This window comes from Streptosporangium sp. NPDC087985, assembly GCF_044741965.1.
Lineage (GTDB): Bacteria > Actinomycetota > Actinomycetes > Streptosporangiales > Streptosporangiaceae > Streptosporangium.
In genome coordinates, this window is the sequence record NZ_JBIUTQ010000004.1 from 105,654 (window position 1) to 121,461 (window position 15,808).

Here is a 15,808-nt window from a genome sequence, read left to right on the forward strand (position 1 = left end):
ATCGGAGGAATCCGTGTGTCCGACGACCTGACGCTCTGGTACGACAGACCCGCCGCCGACTGGGAGACCCAGGCACTGCCCATCGGCAACGGCGCGCTGGGTGCCATGGTGTTCGGCGGGGTGGCGAGCGAGCGGATCCAGTTCAACGAGAAGTCGCTGTGGACCGGTGGCCCCGGCTCCAGCGGCTACGGTTCCGGCGACCGGACCGGTCCCCGGCCGGAGGCGATCGCCGAGGTCCGGGCACGGATCGACCGGGACGGCAGGATGGCCCCCTCGGCGGTGGCGGCCACGCTGGGCCGGCCCAGGAGCGGGTTCGGGGCCTACCAGCCCTTCGGCGACCTCTGGCTGGACGTGCCGGACGCCCCGGCCGGCCCCACCGGCTACCGGCGGGAGCTGAGCCTGCGCGAGGCGGTCGCCAGGGTCGGCTACAGCTCCGGCGACGTGACCTACTCCCGCGAGTACTTCGCCAGCCACCCCGGCGGCGTCATCGTCGGGCGGATCTCCGCCGACCGGCCGGGCAAGGTCTCCTTCACGCTCCGAACCTCCTCCCCCCACCCGGACGGGCGGGTCTCGGTCGCGGACGGGCGGCTGACCGTCCGCGGCACGCTCGCCGACAACGGCATGACGTTCGAGGCGCAGGTCCAGGTGGTCACCCGGGGCGGCAGCCGTACCGACGGGACCGACCGGGTCACCGTCACGGGCGCCGACAGCGCGATGTTCGTGCTCTCGGCGGGCACCGACTACGCCGACGCCTACCCCTCCTACCGGGGCCCCGACCCGCACGCCAGGGTGACCGCCGCCGTCGACGCCGCCTCGGCCAGGAGCTTCAGCCGGCTCAGGGCCGCCCACCGACGCGACTACGGGCAGCTGTTCGACCGGGTGCGGCTGGACCTGGGGCAGCGGGTTCCGGCGGTCCCGACCGACCGGCTCCGCGCGGCCTACACCGGCGGCGCCTCGGCCGACGACCGGGCCCTGGAGGCGCTGTTCTTCGCCTACGGCCGCTACCTGCTCATCTCCTCCTCGCGTGAGGGGTCGCTCCCGGCCAACCTGCAGGGGGTGTGGAACGACTCCACCAGCCCGCCCTGGTCGGCCGACTACCACGTCAACATCAACCTGCAGATGAACTACTGGCCCGCCGAGCAGACCAACCTCGCCGAGACGGCCGTCGCCTACGACCGGTACATCCAGGCCATGGTCGCGCCCGGCAGGAAGACCGCTCAGGAGATGTTCGGTTCGCGGGGCTGGGTGGTGCACAACGAGACCAACCCGTTCGGGTTCACCGGCGTGCACGACTGGGCCTCCGCCTTCTGGTTCCCCGAGGCGGCGGCGTGGGTGACCCAGCAGATGTACGACCACTACCTCTTCAGCGGCGACACCGCCTACCTGCGGGACACCGCCTACCCGGTGATGAAGGGCGCGGCCGAGTTCTGGCTGGACAACCTGCACGTCGACCCCCGTGACGGCACGCTCGTGGTCTCGCCGAGCTACTCCCCCGAGCAGGGCGACTTCTCCGCGGGCGCCTCGATGTCCCAGCAGATCGTCTTCGACGTGCTGACCGGCAGCCTGGAGGCCGCGAGGACGCTGGACGTCGACTCCGCCTTCCAGACCGAGGTCACGGCCGCGCTGGCCAGGCTCGACCGAGGGATCCGGGTGGGCTCCTGGGGCCAGCTCCAGGAGTGGAAGAGCGACTGGGACGACCGCGGCAACCCCCACCGGCACGTCTCCCACCTGTTCGCGCTGCACCCGGGGCGGCAGATCGTGGCGGGCACGCCGGAGGCGGCGGCGGCCAGGGTCTCGCTCACCGCGCGCGGCGACGGCGGCACCGGGTGGAGCAAGGCCTGGAAGATCAACTTCTGGGCCCGGCTGCTGGACGGCGACCACGCCCACCGGATGCTCAGCGAGCAGCTCAGATCCTCCACGCTGGACAACCTCTGGGACACCCATCCCCCGTTCCAGATCGACGGCAACTTCGGCGCCACCTCCGGCATGGCCGAGATGCTGCTGCAGAGCCGGCACGGCACCGTCCACGTGCTGCCCGCGCTGCCGTCCGCCTGGCCGACCGGCTCGGTCACCGGCCTACGCGCCCGGGGTGACGTGACCGTGGACGTCTCCTGGCGGAACGGCTCCGGTGAGAGGATCACCCTGCGGCCCGGGAGAACCGGGACCGTCAAGGTCCGCGCGGCCCTGGTCTCGGGTGACCACCGGGTCCGGGACGAGACGGGCGCCGCGGTCAGCCCGAGCCGCGACGGCGACACGCTCACCTGGAACGCCCAGGCGGGCCGGACCTACACGATCGTCAGCAAGGACACCGCGGCACCTGAACACCCAGGCGGGCAGGACCCACACGGCTGTCGGTGAGAGCGCCGATCCGCCCCGCGCGGCGGCCCCGGCCGACCGGGCCCCCTTGACTCGGCCCCCGCCGCGTAATAGAACACGTTTCAGAAGGCCGTCTCGCCAAGCGCTTGATCAAATTCCTGGCGACCCGGCATGCCCCGACGGAAGGCAGGCCCCCCTTTGACGGCGGCCTCACGACCGCCCCGTCCACGACGGGTCTTTCCGCGAGGCCCATGCCGTACGGACAGGCGGGTACGCCCGCCGACCGTGCCCCCTAGGCTGCATCGAAATGAGCCGCGTCGAGAGACGCCGGTCCGGTTCGCGCAGGAGGACCAATGGATATCGATCTGGTCGATCAGGACCTCTACCGGAGGGACGGCGCTCCTCACGACCAGCTGACCTGGCTACGGGCCAACGACCCCGTCCACTGGCACCGGGGCGACGACGAGCGGGGATGGCCCGGCTTCTGGGCGGTCACCCGGCACGCCGACGTGGTGCAGGTCTCCCGCCGCTCCGACCTGTTCTCGTCGAGCAGGAGACTCGCGCTCTTCAACGAGCTGCCCGAGGACCTGCTCGCACTCCAGCGGATGATGATGCTCAACCAGGATCCGCCGGAGCACACCCGGCGGCGCTCCCTGGTCAACCGGGGGTTCACCCCGCGCATGATAGGCGCCCTGGAGCAGCACATCCGTGACATCTGCCACGAGCTGGTGGACGAGGCCAAGGGGCGCGGATCGGCCGACTTCGTCAGGGACATCGCCGCCCCGCTGCCGCTGTACGTGATCTGCGAGCTGCTCGGCGCCCCCGTCGAGGACCGGGACAAGATCTTCAACTGGTCCAACCAGATGATCGGGTCCGAGGATCCGGACTACGCCGCCGACCCCTCCGCGGGTGCGAACGCGGCCATGGAGGTCTACGCCTACGCCAACGCCCTGGCCGCCGCCCGGCGCGAGCAGCCGCGTGAGGACATCGTCACCAAGCTGCTCATGCCCGACGCCGCCGGCGAGACGCTCACCACGGAGGAGTTCGACCTCTTCGTGCTCCTGCTGGTCGTCGCGGGCAACGAGACCACCCGCAACGCGGCCTCCGGCGGCATGCTCGCCTTCTTTGAACACCCCGAGCAGTGGCGGCGGCTGGTCGCCGACCCCGCCCTCGCCCGCACCGCCTCCGACGAGATCGTCCGCTGGGTCTCCCCGGTCAACCTCTTCCGCCGTACGGCCACCGCCGACACGACGATCGGCGGGCAGGAGGTCAGGGAGGACGACAAGGTCGTGGTCTTCTACAGCTCCGCCAACCGGGACGGGGACGTGTTCGCCGACCCCGGCGTCTTCGACATCGGCCGCGACCCCAACCCGCACATCGGCTTCGGCGGCGGCGGAGCCCACTTCTGCCTCGGCAACCACCTCGCCAAGCTGGAACTCCGGGTGCTCTTCGAAGTGCTGGCAGAGCGGCTGCCGAACCTCGCCCAGGCCGGTCCGGCCCGCCGGCTCCGCTCCAACTTCATCAACGGCATCAAGGACCTGCCGGTCACTCTCAGCTGAAGGGCGGGAACGACACGGACAGGACCGCGATCACGATCTCGCCCGTGATCCCGCGGGCCGGTCCGGCGTGTCCCGGGGCGCTCCCCGGCGCCTGCGGAGACACCGGCCGTGACGGAGGTGGCGCGGGCGACGTCCACGCCCCCTCGCACGTGCGGAAACACCTACCGCCGCATGAAGTGCCCTTTCCCGGAACGTCGACTATGGTCGAGGTGATGAGGGAACCGCGGTGGGGCACACCCAGGCCCACTGCGGCCGCGGCCGCGGTGAGCCTTGTTCTCGTTGTCATCCTGGCCGCCATCGCCCCCTCCCCGTGGTCCGGCGGGTGGAGACCCACCGACGTCGGCACCAGCCTCTGGGTTCCCCAGACCAACGGCACGCACCACTCAACGGCGCCCAGACTCCTGGCCGGCGGTGCCGAGCACCTGCCGACACCGGGACAGCTCCGCTCCCTCCTGGCCGTGGGCTCCGGGGCGGCGGCCATCCTGCTGTCAGCCGCCTGGCTCTCCACGGGCCCGGCCTCCGTTCCCCGGCGTGACGTCCAGCGGGTCGTCAGCTCACGCAGTCCACCGCGCTTCTAGACTCCTTCCCTTTTCCCGGCCTCCATCGAACGGTGAGTTCGAGCGGGGGCTCCAAGCAGCGCGGTGCAACGCATCGCCATGCGTCTGGGTTCCGGCTTTCCCGGTGGCGGGCCGCGCTCGGCCCGAGCCACCGTGAGTCATTCAAGGAGTCGATGTCGTCATGGGTGACATCAGATCGACAAGCAGGCTGCTGGAGGAGTACCAGCGCCACACCGCCCAGCTTGATGAACTGCACGCGCTCCTGCACGAGCGGCTCGTCGCCGCGCGGGCGGAGTGGACCTCTCTCACCGAGAACGAGACCGTACCGGGACCTCCGGCCGCGGGCGAACCGGTCCCACTCGCGTGGGGACGTGCCGAACGTGCCAAGACCACCGTCGCGGAGATCGAGGCGGCGATCGAACGGCTGAACTTCGGGGTGTACGGCACCTGCCAGCGGTGCGGGGCGTTCATCACGCTGCGCCGGCTGCGGCGCGTCCCGCACACCCGGCACTGCAGCGTCTGCCACGACGCAAGGAGCCGGTGACGTGATCACTCACGGCAGACACGCCGCCCTCGACCTGGGAACGGCGCGGACCCGGCTGCTGCTCTCCGGGAATGACACGCTGCTCGACGAGCCGTCCGCCGTCCCGGCAGATCTGTCGGAACCGGACACCGGTACGGCGGGCGCCGTACCGGACGCGCGGTGGCGCTGGCCGGTACGGCACGGCATGGTCGCCGACGCGTCCGCCTGCGCCCGGCTGACCGGCCGCATCCTGCGCGCCTCGGCCAGGCAGGGTACGGCTCCGCTGGAGCGTCTCCTGCTCGGCGTGCCGGTGGCCGCGTCCGGAGCGGAGCGCCGGGCCGCCGTCACGGCGGTCCGCGCCGTGGCGGGCTGCCCGGTGGCGGTGGTGGAGGAACCGCTGGCCGCCGCCGTCGGCAGCGGCGTGAGCGTGACGGACCCGCACCCGCGGATCCTGCTGGACATGGGCGCCGGAATCATCGAGGCGGCCGTCATCAGCCGCGGTCAGGTCGTCGACACCGGCTCCGTGCAGATCATCAGGGAATTCCACCCGGGGAGGGTCACCGGCATGCCCGCCCATCTCCTCACCCATGTCGCGGCCACACTCGCCGATCTCGTCAACCGCGTTCCGGCCTCCATCCGGCGTGGAGCGCGCGACCGGGGCCTGATCATCACCGGCGGCGGTGCCACCCGCCCCGGCCTGGCCCAGCACCTGTGCTCCGCACTGCGTGTCAGCGTCAGCGTGGCCCCCGACCCGGCCCGCGCCACCGTCCGCGGCCTGGCCCGGCTGCTGGCCTCAGACCGGCCTTGACGGCCACTCCTACATCTCTTCTCCCGTACTTCCGAAAGGACTCGGACATCGTGATTTCCGACATCCACCTCAGCAGCATCCAGCTCGACACCATCCGCGAGGAGCTGGAGGGACAGCTTTTCCGGCGGACCAAGCAGCTGGCGGACCTGGAGGCGGCGGTGAACGACGACGCCGTGGAGGTCTCGGCGAAGTCGGGCCTGCTCGCTGACATCGCCTCCACCGAGCGGAGCACCGTCGTCGTACGCAACGCCCTGCAGAGCATCGCCGAGCTGACCTACGGCCGCTGCGAGAACTGCAGCTCGGCCATCCCCTACGAGCGGCTGAAGGCCCGTCCCCTGGCGCGCTTCTGCATGGACTGCCAGCGCCGCCACGAGAACCGCTGAGCTCCCCCGCCCCATCCCGGGCCGGCACCCCCACCGGCCCGGCCCGGCACAACCCCGTGCGCGCATGATGCGGCCGACCTGGGCGGCGACCTCGCACCTGTGAGCGGCAATCGGCCGCTTCACCTACCGCCGCTACACCGGGCACGACGTGCGGCGGCTGTACCGGGTGCGGGCCCTGCGGGTGCTCGGGCTGTCGCTGGAGGAGATCGCGGGCGTACTCGCGGACTCTGCGGGCGATCTGGCGGCGATGCGCGACCTGCTCACGGCCCAGCTACACGGGCTGGAGGCACACGCCGCACAGGTCCAGCAGCTCACGCACCAGCTCCGCGGGCTGCTGGGACAGATCGACAGCGCGTCGATGCCCGATCCGGACCAGTTCATGACAACCTTGGAGATGATCTCGGTGTTCGAGACCTCATTCACGACGGAGCAACGGGAGCGGTTGGCCCAGCGCAGGGCCGAACTCGGTCCGGGGGCCGTCGAGGCGGCCAGGACCGAATGGGCCGGGCTCGTCGAGGAGCTCCTGCGGCACGTCCAGGACGACACCTCCGTCGACGACCCGCGGGTGCGGGCCCTGGTCGACCGCTGGGACGCGCTGGGGAACCGGTTCCACGCCGACGGCGCCGACGGCGAGCAGACCAAGGCCGCGGCACAGAGGATATGGAAGGAGAACAGCGAGGAGATCGGCCAGAGCCTGCCGTGGCCCGTGGACCGGATGCGCGGCCTTGTCCACTACCTGGAGCGGGTCCGGCAAGCCCGATAACCGGAGCCGGCAGGGGACGAGGCGGCCGCGGGACAGGCAGGCCGCGCCGAGGCCGGGGGCCGGAGGTCAGGGCCAGGAGGAGTCCTGGTCGGGGTCGCCGCCCTCGGACAGGAGTGTGACGTCGGACTCGACCATCATCCCGACGAGCTCCTCGAAGGAGACCGAGGGCTCCCAGCCGAGCTGCGCACGGGCCTTCTTCGGGTCGGCGCAGAGCAGGTCCACCTCGGCGGGACGGTGCAGGGTCTGGTCGCCGACCACGTACCGCTCCCAGTCGAGGCCGGCGGCGGTGAAGGCGGCCTCTACCAGCTCGCGGACGCTGTGGGTACGGCCGGTGCCGATCACGTAGTCCTCCGGCGTCTCCGCCTGGAGCATCAGGTGCATCGCGCGGACGTAGTCGCCCGCGTAGCCCCAGTCGCGGCGGGCCTCCATGTTGCCCAGGCGCAGCTCGGAGGCCAGGCCGAGCTTGATCCGGGCCACGCCGAGGGTCACCTTGCGGGTGACGAACTCGGCTCCCCTGCGCGGGGACTCGTGGTTGAACAGGATCCCCGACACCGCGTACATGCCGTACGACTCGCGGTAGTTCTGGGTCAGGAAGTGACCGTAGGCCTTGGCCACGCCGTACGGCGAGCGGGGGTGGAAGGGGGTGGTCTCGCTCTGCGGGGTCTCCCGGACCTGGCCGAACATCTCCGACGACGAAGCCTGATAGAAGCGGATCTGTCCTGACCCGGCGGCCGTCCGCGAGGACGAGATCCCCGAGCAGACCCGGATGGCCTCCAGCATGCGGAGCACGCCCATGCCGGTGACCTCGGCGGTGAGCTCGGCCTGCTCCCACGACATCGGGACGAACGATATGGCGCCCAGGTTGTAGACCTCGTCCGGCTGGACCTTCTCCACGGCGGAGATCAACGAACCCTGGTCGAGCAGGTCACCGCGGACAAGCCGGACGTCCTGCAGAAGCTTGCGCACCCGGGAGACGCGGGGGTTGGCCTGACCCCGGACCAGACCCCACACCTCGTACCCCTGCTCCAGCAGGCACTCGGCCAGATAGGAACCGTCCTGCCCGGTGATACCGGTGATCAGTGCGCGCCTGGCCAACGCGTCCTCCTTGTTCGTCGAGCGGACCTTGTGCCACTGAGTGGCGAATGTACCGCCACGCCCCTATATGGGCACCATGTTGGCCCCGCCACGGCTAGAACAGGTTTCACCGAATCACGCTCGATCTGGCTAACTTCGCAGCTCGGGAGCGGTGAGGACCGTTCTAGGAACAATTACACATCGGGTCCAAGAAGATTCCTAAATGGTAGGGTCCGATGTACTAAGGTCATCTTTCGCGGTGCCTGTCCCCTTCCGGACAGGTTGAGGAAGGGGTTGCCGTGCCAGGTGCGGACTCACTGCGGGTTGCGCTGCTGTCCTACCGCAGCAAACCGACCTGCGGCGGCCAGGGGGTCTACCTGCGTCACCTCAGCCGTGAGCTGGTCGCCCTCGGACACCACGTCGAGGTCTTCTCCGGCCAGCCGTACCCCGAGCTCGACGAGGGTGTCATCCTCAACAAGGTCCCCAGCCTGGACCTCTACCGCGACGAGGATCCCTTCCGCACTCCCAAACTGCACGAGTACCGCGACTGGATCGACTGCCTTGAGGTCGCGACCATGTGGACCGCCGGGTTCCCCGAGCCGCTGACCTTCACCCTGCGGGCACACCGCGAGCTGAAGAAGCGCGTCGGCGACTTCGACGTGGTGCAGGACAACCAGACCCTGGGCTACGGCCTGCTCGGCATCCAGAGGCTGTTCCCGCTGGTCGGCACCATCCACCATCCGATCAGCGTGGACCGGCGGATCGAACTGAAGGCCGCGCCGCTGCGCAAGCGGCTCTCCCTCAGAAGGTGGTACGGCTTCGTCCGGATGCAGGCCAAGGTCGCACCCCGGCTGAGCCCGATCCTGACCGTCAGCGAGTCCTCCCTCGCCGACATCCACCGTGACTTCAACGTGCCGCAGGCCAACATGCGGCTCATCCCGCTCGGCGTGGACACCCGCTACTTCCATCCGCGGCCGGAGATGCCCAAGCGGCCCGGCTCGATCGTCGCGGTGGCCAGCGCCGACTCCCCCATGAAGGGCGTCTCGACGCTGCTGCGGGCGGTGGCGAAGCTCGCCACCGAGCGCGACGTGAACCTCACCGTGGTCAGCAGGCCCACCCCCGGCGGCCCGACCGAGAAGCTGGTCACCGAGCTCTCCCTGAACGACCGGGTCAGATTCGTACACGGCATCTCCGACACCGAGCTGGGCGAGCTGATCGCCACCTCGGAGATCTCGGTCGTGCCCTCCCTCTACGAGGGCTTCTCACTGCCGGCCGTCGAACACATGGCCTGCGGCACCCCGCTGGTCGCCAGCCGTACCGGCGCGCTGCCCGAGGTGGTCGGCGACGCGGCCGTCCAGGTGGCCCCCGGCGACCCCGAGGAACTGGCCGCCGTCCTGCGCCGCCTGCACGACTCCCCCGAGGAGCGGGCCGCGGTGGGCAGGAAGGGCTACGACCGGGTCATGGAGCGCTACACCTGGAACGTCGTCGCCCAGCGGACCGTGGAGGCCTACCACGAGGCCATCCAGACCCACCGTGCGAAGTAACCCGGCCGGGCGAGGGAACCGACCTCGAACCGATCATCTCAAGAGGAGCGGCGAGTGCTGACTGTCGACTTCGGCCGGTTGCCCGTGGGGCCCGGAACCCGAGTTCTGGACCTGGGCTGTGGCGGCGGACGGCATGCTTTCGAGGTGCTGCGCCGGGGAGCCGACGTCGTGGCCTTCGACATGGACGCCGGCGAGCTGGAAGGCGTGGCGAGCATGTTCGTCGCGATGGACAAGGCCGGTGAGGTGCCCCCGGGCGCGACGGCCGAGACCGTGACCGGCGACGCGCTCGCGATGCCGTTCGAGGACGCGAGCTTCGACCGGGTGATCGCGGCCGAGGTGCTGGAGCACATCCCCGACGACATGGCTGCGATGCGGGAGATCTTCCGGGTGCTCAAGCCGGGCGGCCAGGCCGCCATCACAGTGCCGAGCTTCCTGCCGGAGCGGATCTGCTGGGCGCTGGACGAGGCGTATCACACCGCCCCCGGCGGTCATGTCCGCATCTACACGCTGGCCGAGCTGAGCGCCAAGCTGAAGTCGGTCGGCATGGAGATCGGCCCGCACCACCACGCCCACGGCCTGCACGCGCCGTACTGGTGGATCAAGTGCGCGGTGGGCGTCAACAACAACGACCACCCGCTGGCCAAGGCCTACCACGAGATTCTGGTCTGGGACATCATGAAGCGCCCGGCCGCCACCCGGATCGCCGAGGCGGTGCTGAACCCGCTCATCGGCAAGAGCGTGGTGCTCTACGTCCGGAAGCCCGCTTGACCTCCTCCCCAGGGTTGAAGTCCGTGGTCTCCATGCTGAAAGGATTGAGATGACCTCCTGGGACCCGACAGACTGGAACCAGGTCATCCGGACCGCGCAGAGCATCGCGGCGGTGCAGGAACGCGACGGCGGCGTCCCCTGGCCCGACGGACACGTGGACGCCTGGAACCACATCGAATGCCTGATGGCGATGAGCGTGGCCGGGCTGGCCGGGCCGGTCCGCAGAGGCTACGACTGGCTGGTCCGCACGCAGCGTGCCGACGGCTCCTGGCCGATGAAGCTGGCCGGGGGCAGGGCCGTCGAGCAGGGCGGCGAGTCCAACCATGCCGCCTACGTCGCGGTCGGCGTCTGGCACGAGCTGCTGGTCACCGGGGACGAGGGCTTCGCCCGCGAGATGTGGCCGGTCGTCCGGTCGGCGCTGGACTTCGTGGTCGGGCTGCAGACCACCCGGGGCGAGATCGTCTGGGAGCGGGCCGCCGACGGCAGCCCCGCCCGGTACGCCCTGCTGACCGGCTGTTCCTCGATCTACCAGGGGCTGCGCAGCGGTGTGCTGCTGGGTGAGCGGCTGGGCGACCCGCAGCCCGACTGGGAGCTCGCGGCCGACGAGCTCGGTCACGTGCTCGCCGCCCACCCCGAGGCGTTCGCCGACAAGAGCCGCTTCTCGATGGACTGGTACTACCCCATCCTCGGCGGCGCGGTGCGCGGTCCCGCCGCCCAGGCGCGGCTGGCCGAGGAGTGGGACACGTTCGTGGAGCCGGGGCTCGGCATCCGCTGCGTATCCGACCAGCCGTGGGTGACCGGCGCCGAGTCGTGCGAACTCGTGCTCGCGCTGGAGGCCATGGGTGAGCGGGACCGTGCGCTGAGACTCTTCGCCGACATGCAGCACCTGCGGCACGAGGACGGTTCGTACTGGACCGGCTGGCAGTTCGTGAACGAGAGGTGGTTCCCGCACGAGCGCTCCGCCTACACCGCGGCCGCCGTCGTGCTCGCCGCCGACGCGCTGGCCGGCCACACCGCCGCCGCGGGCATCTTCCGGGACGCGGGCAGGTACGTCACGGACCGTCCCACCGCGGCCTGCGGCTGCAGCCACGCCCGTTCACTGACCTGACCGGCCCCCTGGGATCTAACGGTTTCTTTGCCAGGACCCGAAACGCGGTGCTTGAAGCCCTGAATCCGGATTACTACGTTCAGGCATGTGAGCAATGCGGAGGGCACCCGGACAGTGGCTCAGGGCGACGGAGCCGGACAGGCCGCCACGGGGGAGGCCCCTGGCGCGGACCGGATCCGTGGCACCGACAGGATCGTCGCGAGGAGGGTCGCCGACGCGGAGATCACCGCGGAGATGGACCGGGTCCCCTGGGCGGAGGAGGCCGAGGCCGGGGAGGCCGTATACGGGGAGAGCGTCTCCGATCCGGCGGCTCCCATCGCTCCGGGACCACCGTCTCCCGACGCCCCGGTCCCGGCGGCCACGGCCGTTCCGGGAGCGTCGACCCCGGCCACGCCGGGTCCCGCGACCTCAGCCCCGACGCCCCCGGTGGATCCGGCCGAGCTGGAGCTGACCAGGCCACGCGGCCTGCCCGGCCTGCTCTGGCAGGATCTCGCCCAGGTCGACTCCGGACCGCGCAGGTTCCGGCTGGGCCCGGCGCGCGAGCGGCTGGAGACCGCCAACCAGTCGTTCCTCACCGGCTTCAACGCGATGGTCGCCGGTGAGGTCGAGCGGATCGACGACCTCCACGAGGAGCTGCGCGGGTTCGCCTACGAGGGCGCGGGCATGGCCTGCGCGACCCTCGACGTGCTCACGATCACCGGCGGCCGGCGGCTCAGGGGCCTGCTCAGCGGGCAGGGCATGCGCTATCCGCACCTGGTCCACCTGGGCACCGGCTGGGCGTACGCCCGGCTGGGCCTGCGGCCGATGTGGGGCATCCGCTCGGTCCACCCGCTGCTGCGCTGGCTGGCGTTCGACGGTTTCGGCTTCCACCAGGGCTTCTTCGCCACCGACCGGACGGTCGGCCGGCAGCGTACGGCCGGCCTGATGGACCGGACCCGCCGGGCGATATTCGACCAGGGACTGGGCCGGATGCTCTGGTTCCACGAGTGCGCGGGCGCGGACGACGTCATCCTGCGCATCGCCGAGTTCCCTCCGGGACGCCGCGCCGACCTATGGAGCGGCGTGGGCATGGCCGCCACGTACACGGGCGGGGCGGACACCGCCGGGCTGGAACGGCTGAGCGCGGCCGCGTCCGAGGACGGCTTCCGCGCCCATCTCGTCCAGGGCAGCGCCTTCGCCTGTGCCTGCCGGCTGATCTCCGGGATCGTGCCCGGGCACACGGCCGCCGCGGCCCCCACGCTGTGCGGGGCGGAGGTCGACGAGGCAGCCGGCTGGACCGACTCCGCGCTCGTCGCCCTGGGGCACAACGCGCACAGCGGTGACCATTACCAGGCCTGGCGGGCGGGGATCCGGAAGGCATGGGCGCGGCGTAACCGCGACTCATGACCTCAGCTCGGGGGAGCCGTGAAATCGATATCGGGGGTCCGTAGATGCGCGGCGGGAGCTCTGGCCGTGGCCGCCTGCGCCACCGGCTGGAAAATGACCGGACCACCCGGCACCTCGGCGGCGGAGGCCGTCCCGGACTTCTCCTTCACCGCCGTCCCTCTCGGCCCGGCCGACCGGCCGGGTGATCGGAGTCTCCGGCCGGTCGCGCCGGGCTACCGGAGCATCCGCGCCTGGGCGTCGTCGACGGGCGCGGGAGTCGCGCTGTTCGACGCCGACAACACGGCCGTCTCCAACGACGTGTGCCTGGTCGACCCGCGCCACGACACGGTGACCGTGAGCCCCGTACCGGGCACGCCCCGCGGCTACCGGCCGTTCACGCTGGTCGCGCCGGGGCGCAGGCCGTACGAGGCGCCGATGGGATGCCTGCCGGTCGACCTCGACCAGGACGGCTGGCAGGACCTGGTCGTCTACTACTGGGGCCGCTCACCCTCGCTGTTCCTCCGCGTCCCCGGGGTTCCGCCGTCCAGGGCGGCCTTCCGCCGGCGTGACCTGACGGCGGAACCCGAGGTCTGGAACACCAGCGCCGCCACGGTCGGCGACTTCGACGGGGACGGCCGCCTCGACCTGGTGTTCGGCAACTACTTCCCGGACGGCGCCCGGGTGCTGGACAAGACCGGGGACCACGGCGACATCGCGATGCCCGACTCGCTGTCCGACGCCCGCAACGGCGGCACCAACCGGCTCTACCGGGCGACGGGGCCGGCACGGTTCGCCGAGGTCAAGGGGGTGTTCGACGAGGTCGGCGGCAAGGGCTGGACGCTCGCGCTGGGCACCCAGGACCTGGACGGCGACGGGCGGCCCGACCTGTACGTGACCGGCGACTTCGGCCCGGACAGGCTGCTGGTCAACGAGTCCACGGCCGGGAGGATCAGGTTCCGGGAGGCACAGGGCACCCGGGACCTGACCACGCCGAGGTCCAGCGTCGTCGGCCAGGACTCGTTCGAGGGCATGGGGGTCGGCTTCACCGACCTCAACGCCGACGGCACGCCGGACATCCTCGTCAGCAACATCGCGGAGAACGACGGGTGGCACGGGAACAACTTCGCCTTCGTCTCCCGGCCGGGCGGGTTCCATGACGGCCACGCGCCCTACGAGGAACACGGCGAGGACCTGGGGTTGAGCCGGAGCGGCTGGTCCTGGGACGTCAAGGCCGCCGACTTCGACAACGACGGCACCGACGAGATCATGCACGCGACCGGGTCGGTCAGGGACACCGCCGGCCGCTGGGCGCGGCTGCGGGAGGGCGCGATCTCCAACGACCCGGCCCTCTCCCCGTCGGCGCTCTGGCCGGACGTCGGGACCGACCCTCCGGACCGCGACGCCAACAGCTTCTTCACCCGGGGCGCCGACGGGCGCTACGTGGACGTGGCCCGGCGCGCCGGGGTCGGCGGCGACGCGGCCGGCCGCTCGTTCGCGGTCGGCGACGTGAACGACGACGGGCGGCTGGACTTCGTGGTCGCCAACCAGTGGTCCGCGTCGGTGTTCTACCGCAACGACGGTGCCACCGCGCCGTTCGTGGGCCTGCGGCTCCGCCTCCCCGCCGGATCCTGCGGTACGGCCGCCGCCCCGACCGGCACCGGCCGGGCGCTCTCCGCGCTGCTCGGCCCCCTTCCGTCCCCTCTCCCGCCGGGGCGGCCCGGGATGGCGATCCCCGCGTTGGTCAGCCCGGACCCGTTCCTCCCTCCCTCGCGCCGCTCCGCCGTACCCGTCCCCGCCCTGACGCGTCCCGCCATCGGCGCCACCGCCAGGATGCGCCTGCCCGGCGGGACCACACTCAGCCGTCAGCTCTACCCGGCCAACGGGCACAACGGTGTCTCCGCACCGGAGCTGCTGTTCGGCCTGGGGACAGACGCGCCGGGCGGCCTGTTCCCGGTCGAGCTGTCCTGGCGCGACGCCTGCGGCGTCCCACGCACCGCGTCGGTGTCCGTGAAGCCCGGCTGGCACCGGATCCTGCTGGCCGACGGCCACGCCTCGGAGATGAACTGATCATGAATGCCGTCCGGGGTCGCGACAGGACGCTCCGCCGTTTCGCCGGTTCCATCACTCTCGTCACGGTGCTCGGGCATACCGTGCTCGGCTTCGAACAGCCATATCTGGCGCCCGTCGTGGGCGCGGCCACCGGTATGGGCACCGCGTTCGTGCTGGAGACCGTGGAGGCGTGGGCGTGGCGGCGCCCGGCCCGGTACCGCGGGGCGCGGGGCCTCCGGCTGGCCGGCTTCTTCCTGCCCTCCTACGTCACCGGGCTGACCTGCGCGATGCTGCTGTACGCCGGCGCGCGCCCGATGCCGGTCGTGCTGGCCGTCATGATCGGGGTCGGCAGCACGTACGTCCTGCGGACCAGGACGCCCGGCGCGGCAGGACACCGGGCCGGAGCCACGCCCGGCATGCACTACATGAACCCGCCGTGCCTTGGCGTCGCCGTCGTGCTGCTGCTGTTCCCGTGGGTCGGCGTCGCACCGCCGTACCCGTTCACCGAATGGCTGTCGGGGCCGTCCGGCGCGCTCGTCCCGCCGGTGGTGCTGGTGCTGGGCTCGGTGGCGAACGCCGTGCTCATCGGGAGATTGCCGCTGCTCCTGGGCTGGGTGGGCGGGTCCGTCCTGCAGGGGCTCGTCCCGGGCGGCCTGGCCGACGGCTCCGTGGCCGGTGTCCTGCTGCCGATGACCGGCGTGGCGGCCGTCCTCTACACCAACTACATGATCACCGATCTGGGCACCACGCCCGCCCGCCCCCGCCACCAGGTGGTGTTCGGCCTCGCCACGGCGGCGGTCTACGGCCTGCTGGTCCGGTTCCACATCGTCCCCGGGCTGTTCCTCGCCCTGCTGATCGTCTGTGCCGGCCGGGGGGCGGGCCTTGCCCTGCTCGCCCGGGTCCGGCCGCCCACCGTTCCCGTCCCCGCCGACGCGCGTGACCTCTCCGAGGTCCCGGCGGGCGTCCAGCCGTGATCCATGTGAACACCTGA

Annotated in this window: 14 protein-coding genes; 13 read left to right on the forward strand and 1 reads right to left on the reverse strand. The window is 71.4% G+C overall.

The window, feature by feature from the left end; all coding sequences use genetic code 11:
• The first annotated feature begins 15 nt into the window (after positions 1-15).
• From ACIN94_RS11620 to ACIN94_RS11650, 7 genes are all read left to right on the forward strand, one after another.
• On the forward strand, positions 16-2,358 hold the full coding sequence (locus ACIN94_RS11620; protein ID WP_400703318.1) for a glycosyl hydrolase family 95 catalytic domain-containing protein: 2,343 nt from the start codon (positions 16-18) through the stop codon (positions 2,356-2,358).
• Positions 2,359-2,669: 311 nt separating this feature from the next.
• Positions 2,670-3,875: a cytochrome P450 gene (locus tag ACIN94_RS11625; RefSeq protein WP_400703321.1), complete on the forward strand. Its 1,206-nt coding sequence runs from the start codon at positions 2,670-2,672 to the stop codon at positions 3,873-3,875.
• Positions 3,876-4,087: 212 nt separating this feature from the next.
• Positions 4,088-4,453: a hypothetical protein gene (locus ACIN94_RS11630; protein ID WP_400703324.1), complete on the forward strand. Its 366-nt coding sequence runs from the start codon at positions 4,088-4,090 to the stop codon at positions 4,451-4,453.
• Positions 4,454-4,613: 160 nt separating this feature from the next.
• A complete protein-coding gene (locus tag ACIN94_RS11635) occupies positions 4,614-4,976 on the forward strand; it encodes a TraR/DksA family transcriptional regulator (protein WP_400703327.1) in 363 nt (120 codons plus the stop codon).
• Position 4,977: 1 nt separating this feature from the next.
• Positions 4,978-5,763: a rod shape-determining protein gene (locus tag ACIN94_RS11640; RefSeq protein ID WP_400703330.1), complete on the forward strand. Its 786-nt coding sequence runs from the start codon at positions 4,978-4,980 to the stop codon at positions 5,761-5,763.
• 50 nt (positions 5,764-5,813) lie between these two features.
• Entirely contained in the window at positions 5,814-6,146 is a 333-nt protein-coding gene (locus tag ACIN94_RS11645; RefSeq protein WP_400703333.1) for a TraR/DksA family transcriptional regulator, read from the forward strand.
• 109 nt (positions 6,147-6,255) lie between these two features.
• A complete protein-coding gene (locus ACIN94_RS11650; protein WP_400704071.1) occupies positions 6,256-6,909 on the forward strand; it encodes a MerR family DNA-binding protein in 654 nt (217 codons plus the stop codon).
• A gap of 66 nt (positions 6,910-6,975) precedes the next feature.
• Here the strand turns inward: ACIN94_RS11650 and ACIN94_RS11655 are convergent, their stop codons facing one another.
• On the reverse strand, positions 6,976-8,004 hold the full coding sequence (locus ACIN94_RS11655; protein WP_400703336.1) for a GDP-mannose 4,6-dehydratase: 1,029 nt from the start codon (positions 8,002-8,004) through the stop codon (positions 6,976-6,978).
• Between the two features lie 278 nt (positions 8,005-8,282).
• Here ACIN94_RS11655 and ACIN94_RS11660 point away from each other — a divergent pair, with 278 nt between their 5' ends.
• From ACIN94_RS11660 to ACIN94_RS11685, 6 genes are all read left to right on the forward strand, one after another.
• Positions 8,283-9,527, forward strand: coding sequence for a glycosyltransferase family 4 protein (locus tag ACIN94_RS11660; protein WP_400703339.1), 1,245 nt, complete (start codon positions 8,283-8,285; stop codon positions 9,525-9,527).
• 54 nt (positions 9,528-9,581) lie between these two features.
• Positions 9,582-10,295 (forward strand): class I SAM-dependent methyltransferase, encoded by a 714-nt coding sequence (locus tag ACIN94_RS11665; RefSeq protein WP_400703342.1) that lies wholly within the window; start codon positions 9,582-9,584, stop codon positions 10,293-10,295.
• 49 nt (positions 10,296-10,344) lie between these two features.
• A complete protein-coding gene (locus ACIN94_RS11670; RefSeq protein WP_400703345.1) occupies positions 10,345-11,403 on the forward strand; it encodes a prenyltransferase in 1,059 nt (352 codons plus the stop codon).
• A gap of 87 nt (positions 11,404-11,490) precedes the next feature.
• Positions 11,491-12,789, forward strand: a complete 1,299-nt coding sequence (locus ACIN94_RS11675; protein ID WP_400703348.1) for a DUF1702 family protein — start codon at positions 11,491-11,493, stop codon at positions 12,787-12,789.
• Between the two features lie 66 nt (positions 12,790-12,855).
• Positions 12,856-14,835, forward strand: a complete 1,980-nt coding sequence (locus ACIN94_RS11680; RefSeq protein ID WP_400703351.1) for an FG-GAP repeat domain-containing protein — start codon at positions 12,856-12,858, stop codon at positions 14,833-14,835.
• 2 nt (positions 14,836-14,837) lie between these two features.
• A complete protein-coding gene (locus ACIN94_RS11685; RefSeq protein ID WP_400703354.1) occupies positions 14,838-15,791 on the forward strand; it encodes an enediyne biosynthesis protein UnbU in 954 nt (317 codons plus the stop codon).
• Positions 15,792-15,808 lie beyond the last annotated feature (17 nt).

What these genes read in the sequence shown, in the direction of transcription:
- ACIN94_RS11625 (WP_400703321.1), top strand. Translation starts at nt 2,670, where the DNA reads ATGGATATCGATCTGGTCGATCAGGACCTCTACCGGAGGGACGGCGCT.
- ACIN94_RS11670 (WP_400703345.1), top strand. Translation starts at nt 10,345, where the DNA reads ATGACCTCCTGGGACCCGACAGACTGGAACCAGGTCATCCGGACCGCG.
- ACIN94_RS11630 (WP_400703324.1), top strand. Translation starts at nt 4,088, where the DNA reads ATGAGGGAACCGCGGTGGGGCACACCCAGGCCCACTGCGGCCGCGGCC.
- ACIN94_RS11685 (WP_400703354.1), top strand. Translation starts at nt 14,838, where the DNA reads ATGAATGCCGTCCGGGGTCGCGACAGGACGCTCCGCCGTTTCGCCGGT.
- ACIN94_RS11635 (WP_400703327.1), top strand. Translation starts at nt 4,614, where the DNA reads ATGGGTGACATCAGATCGACAAGCAGGCTGCTGGAGGAGTACCAGCGC.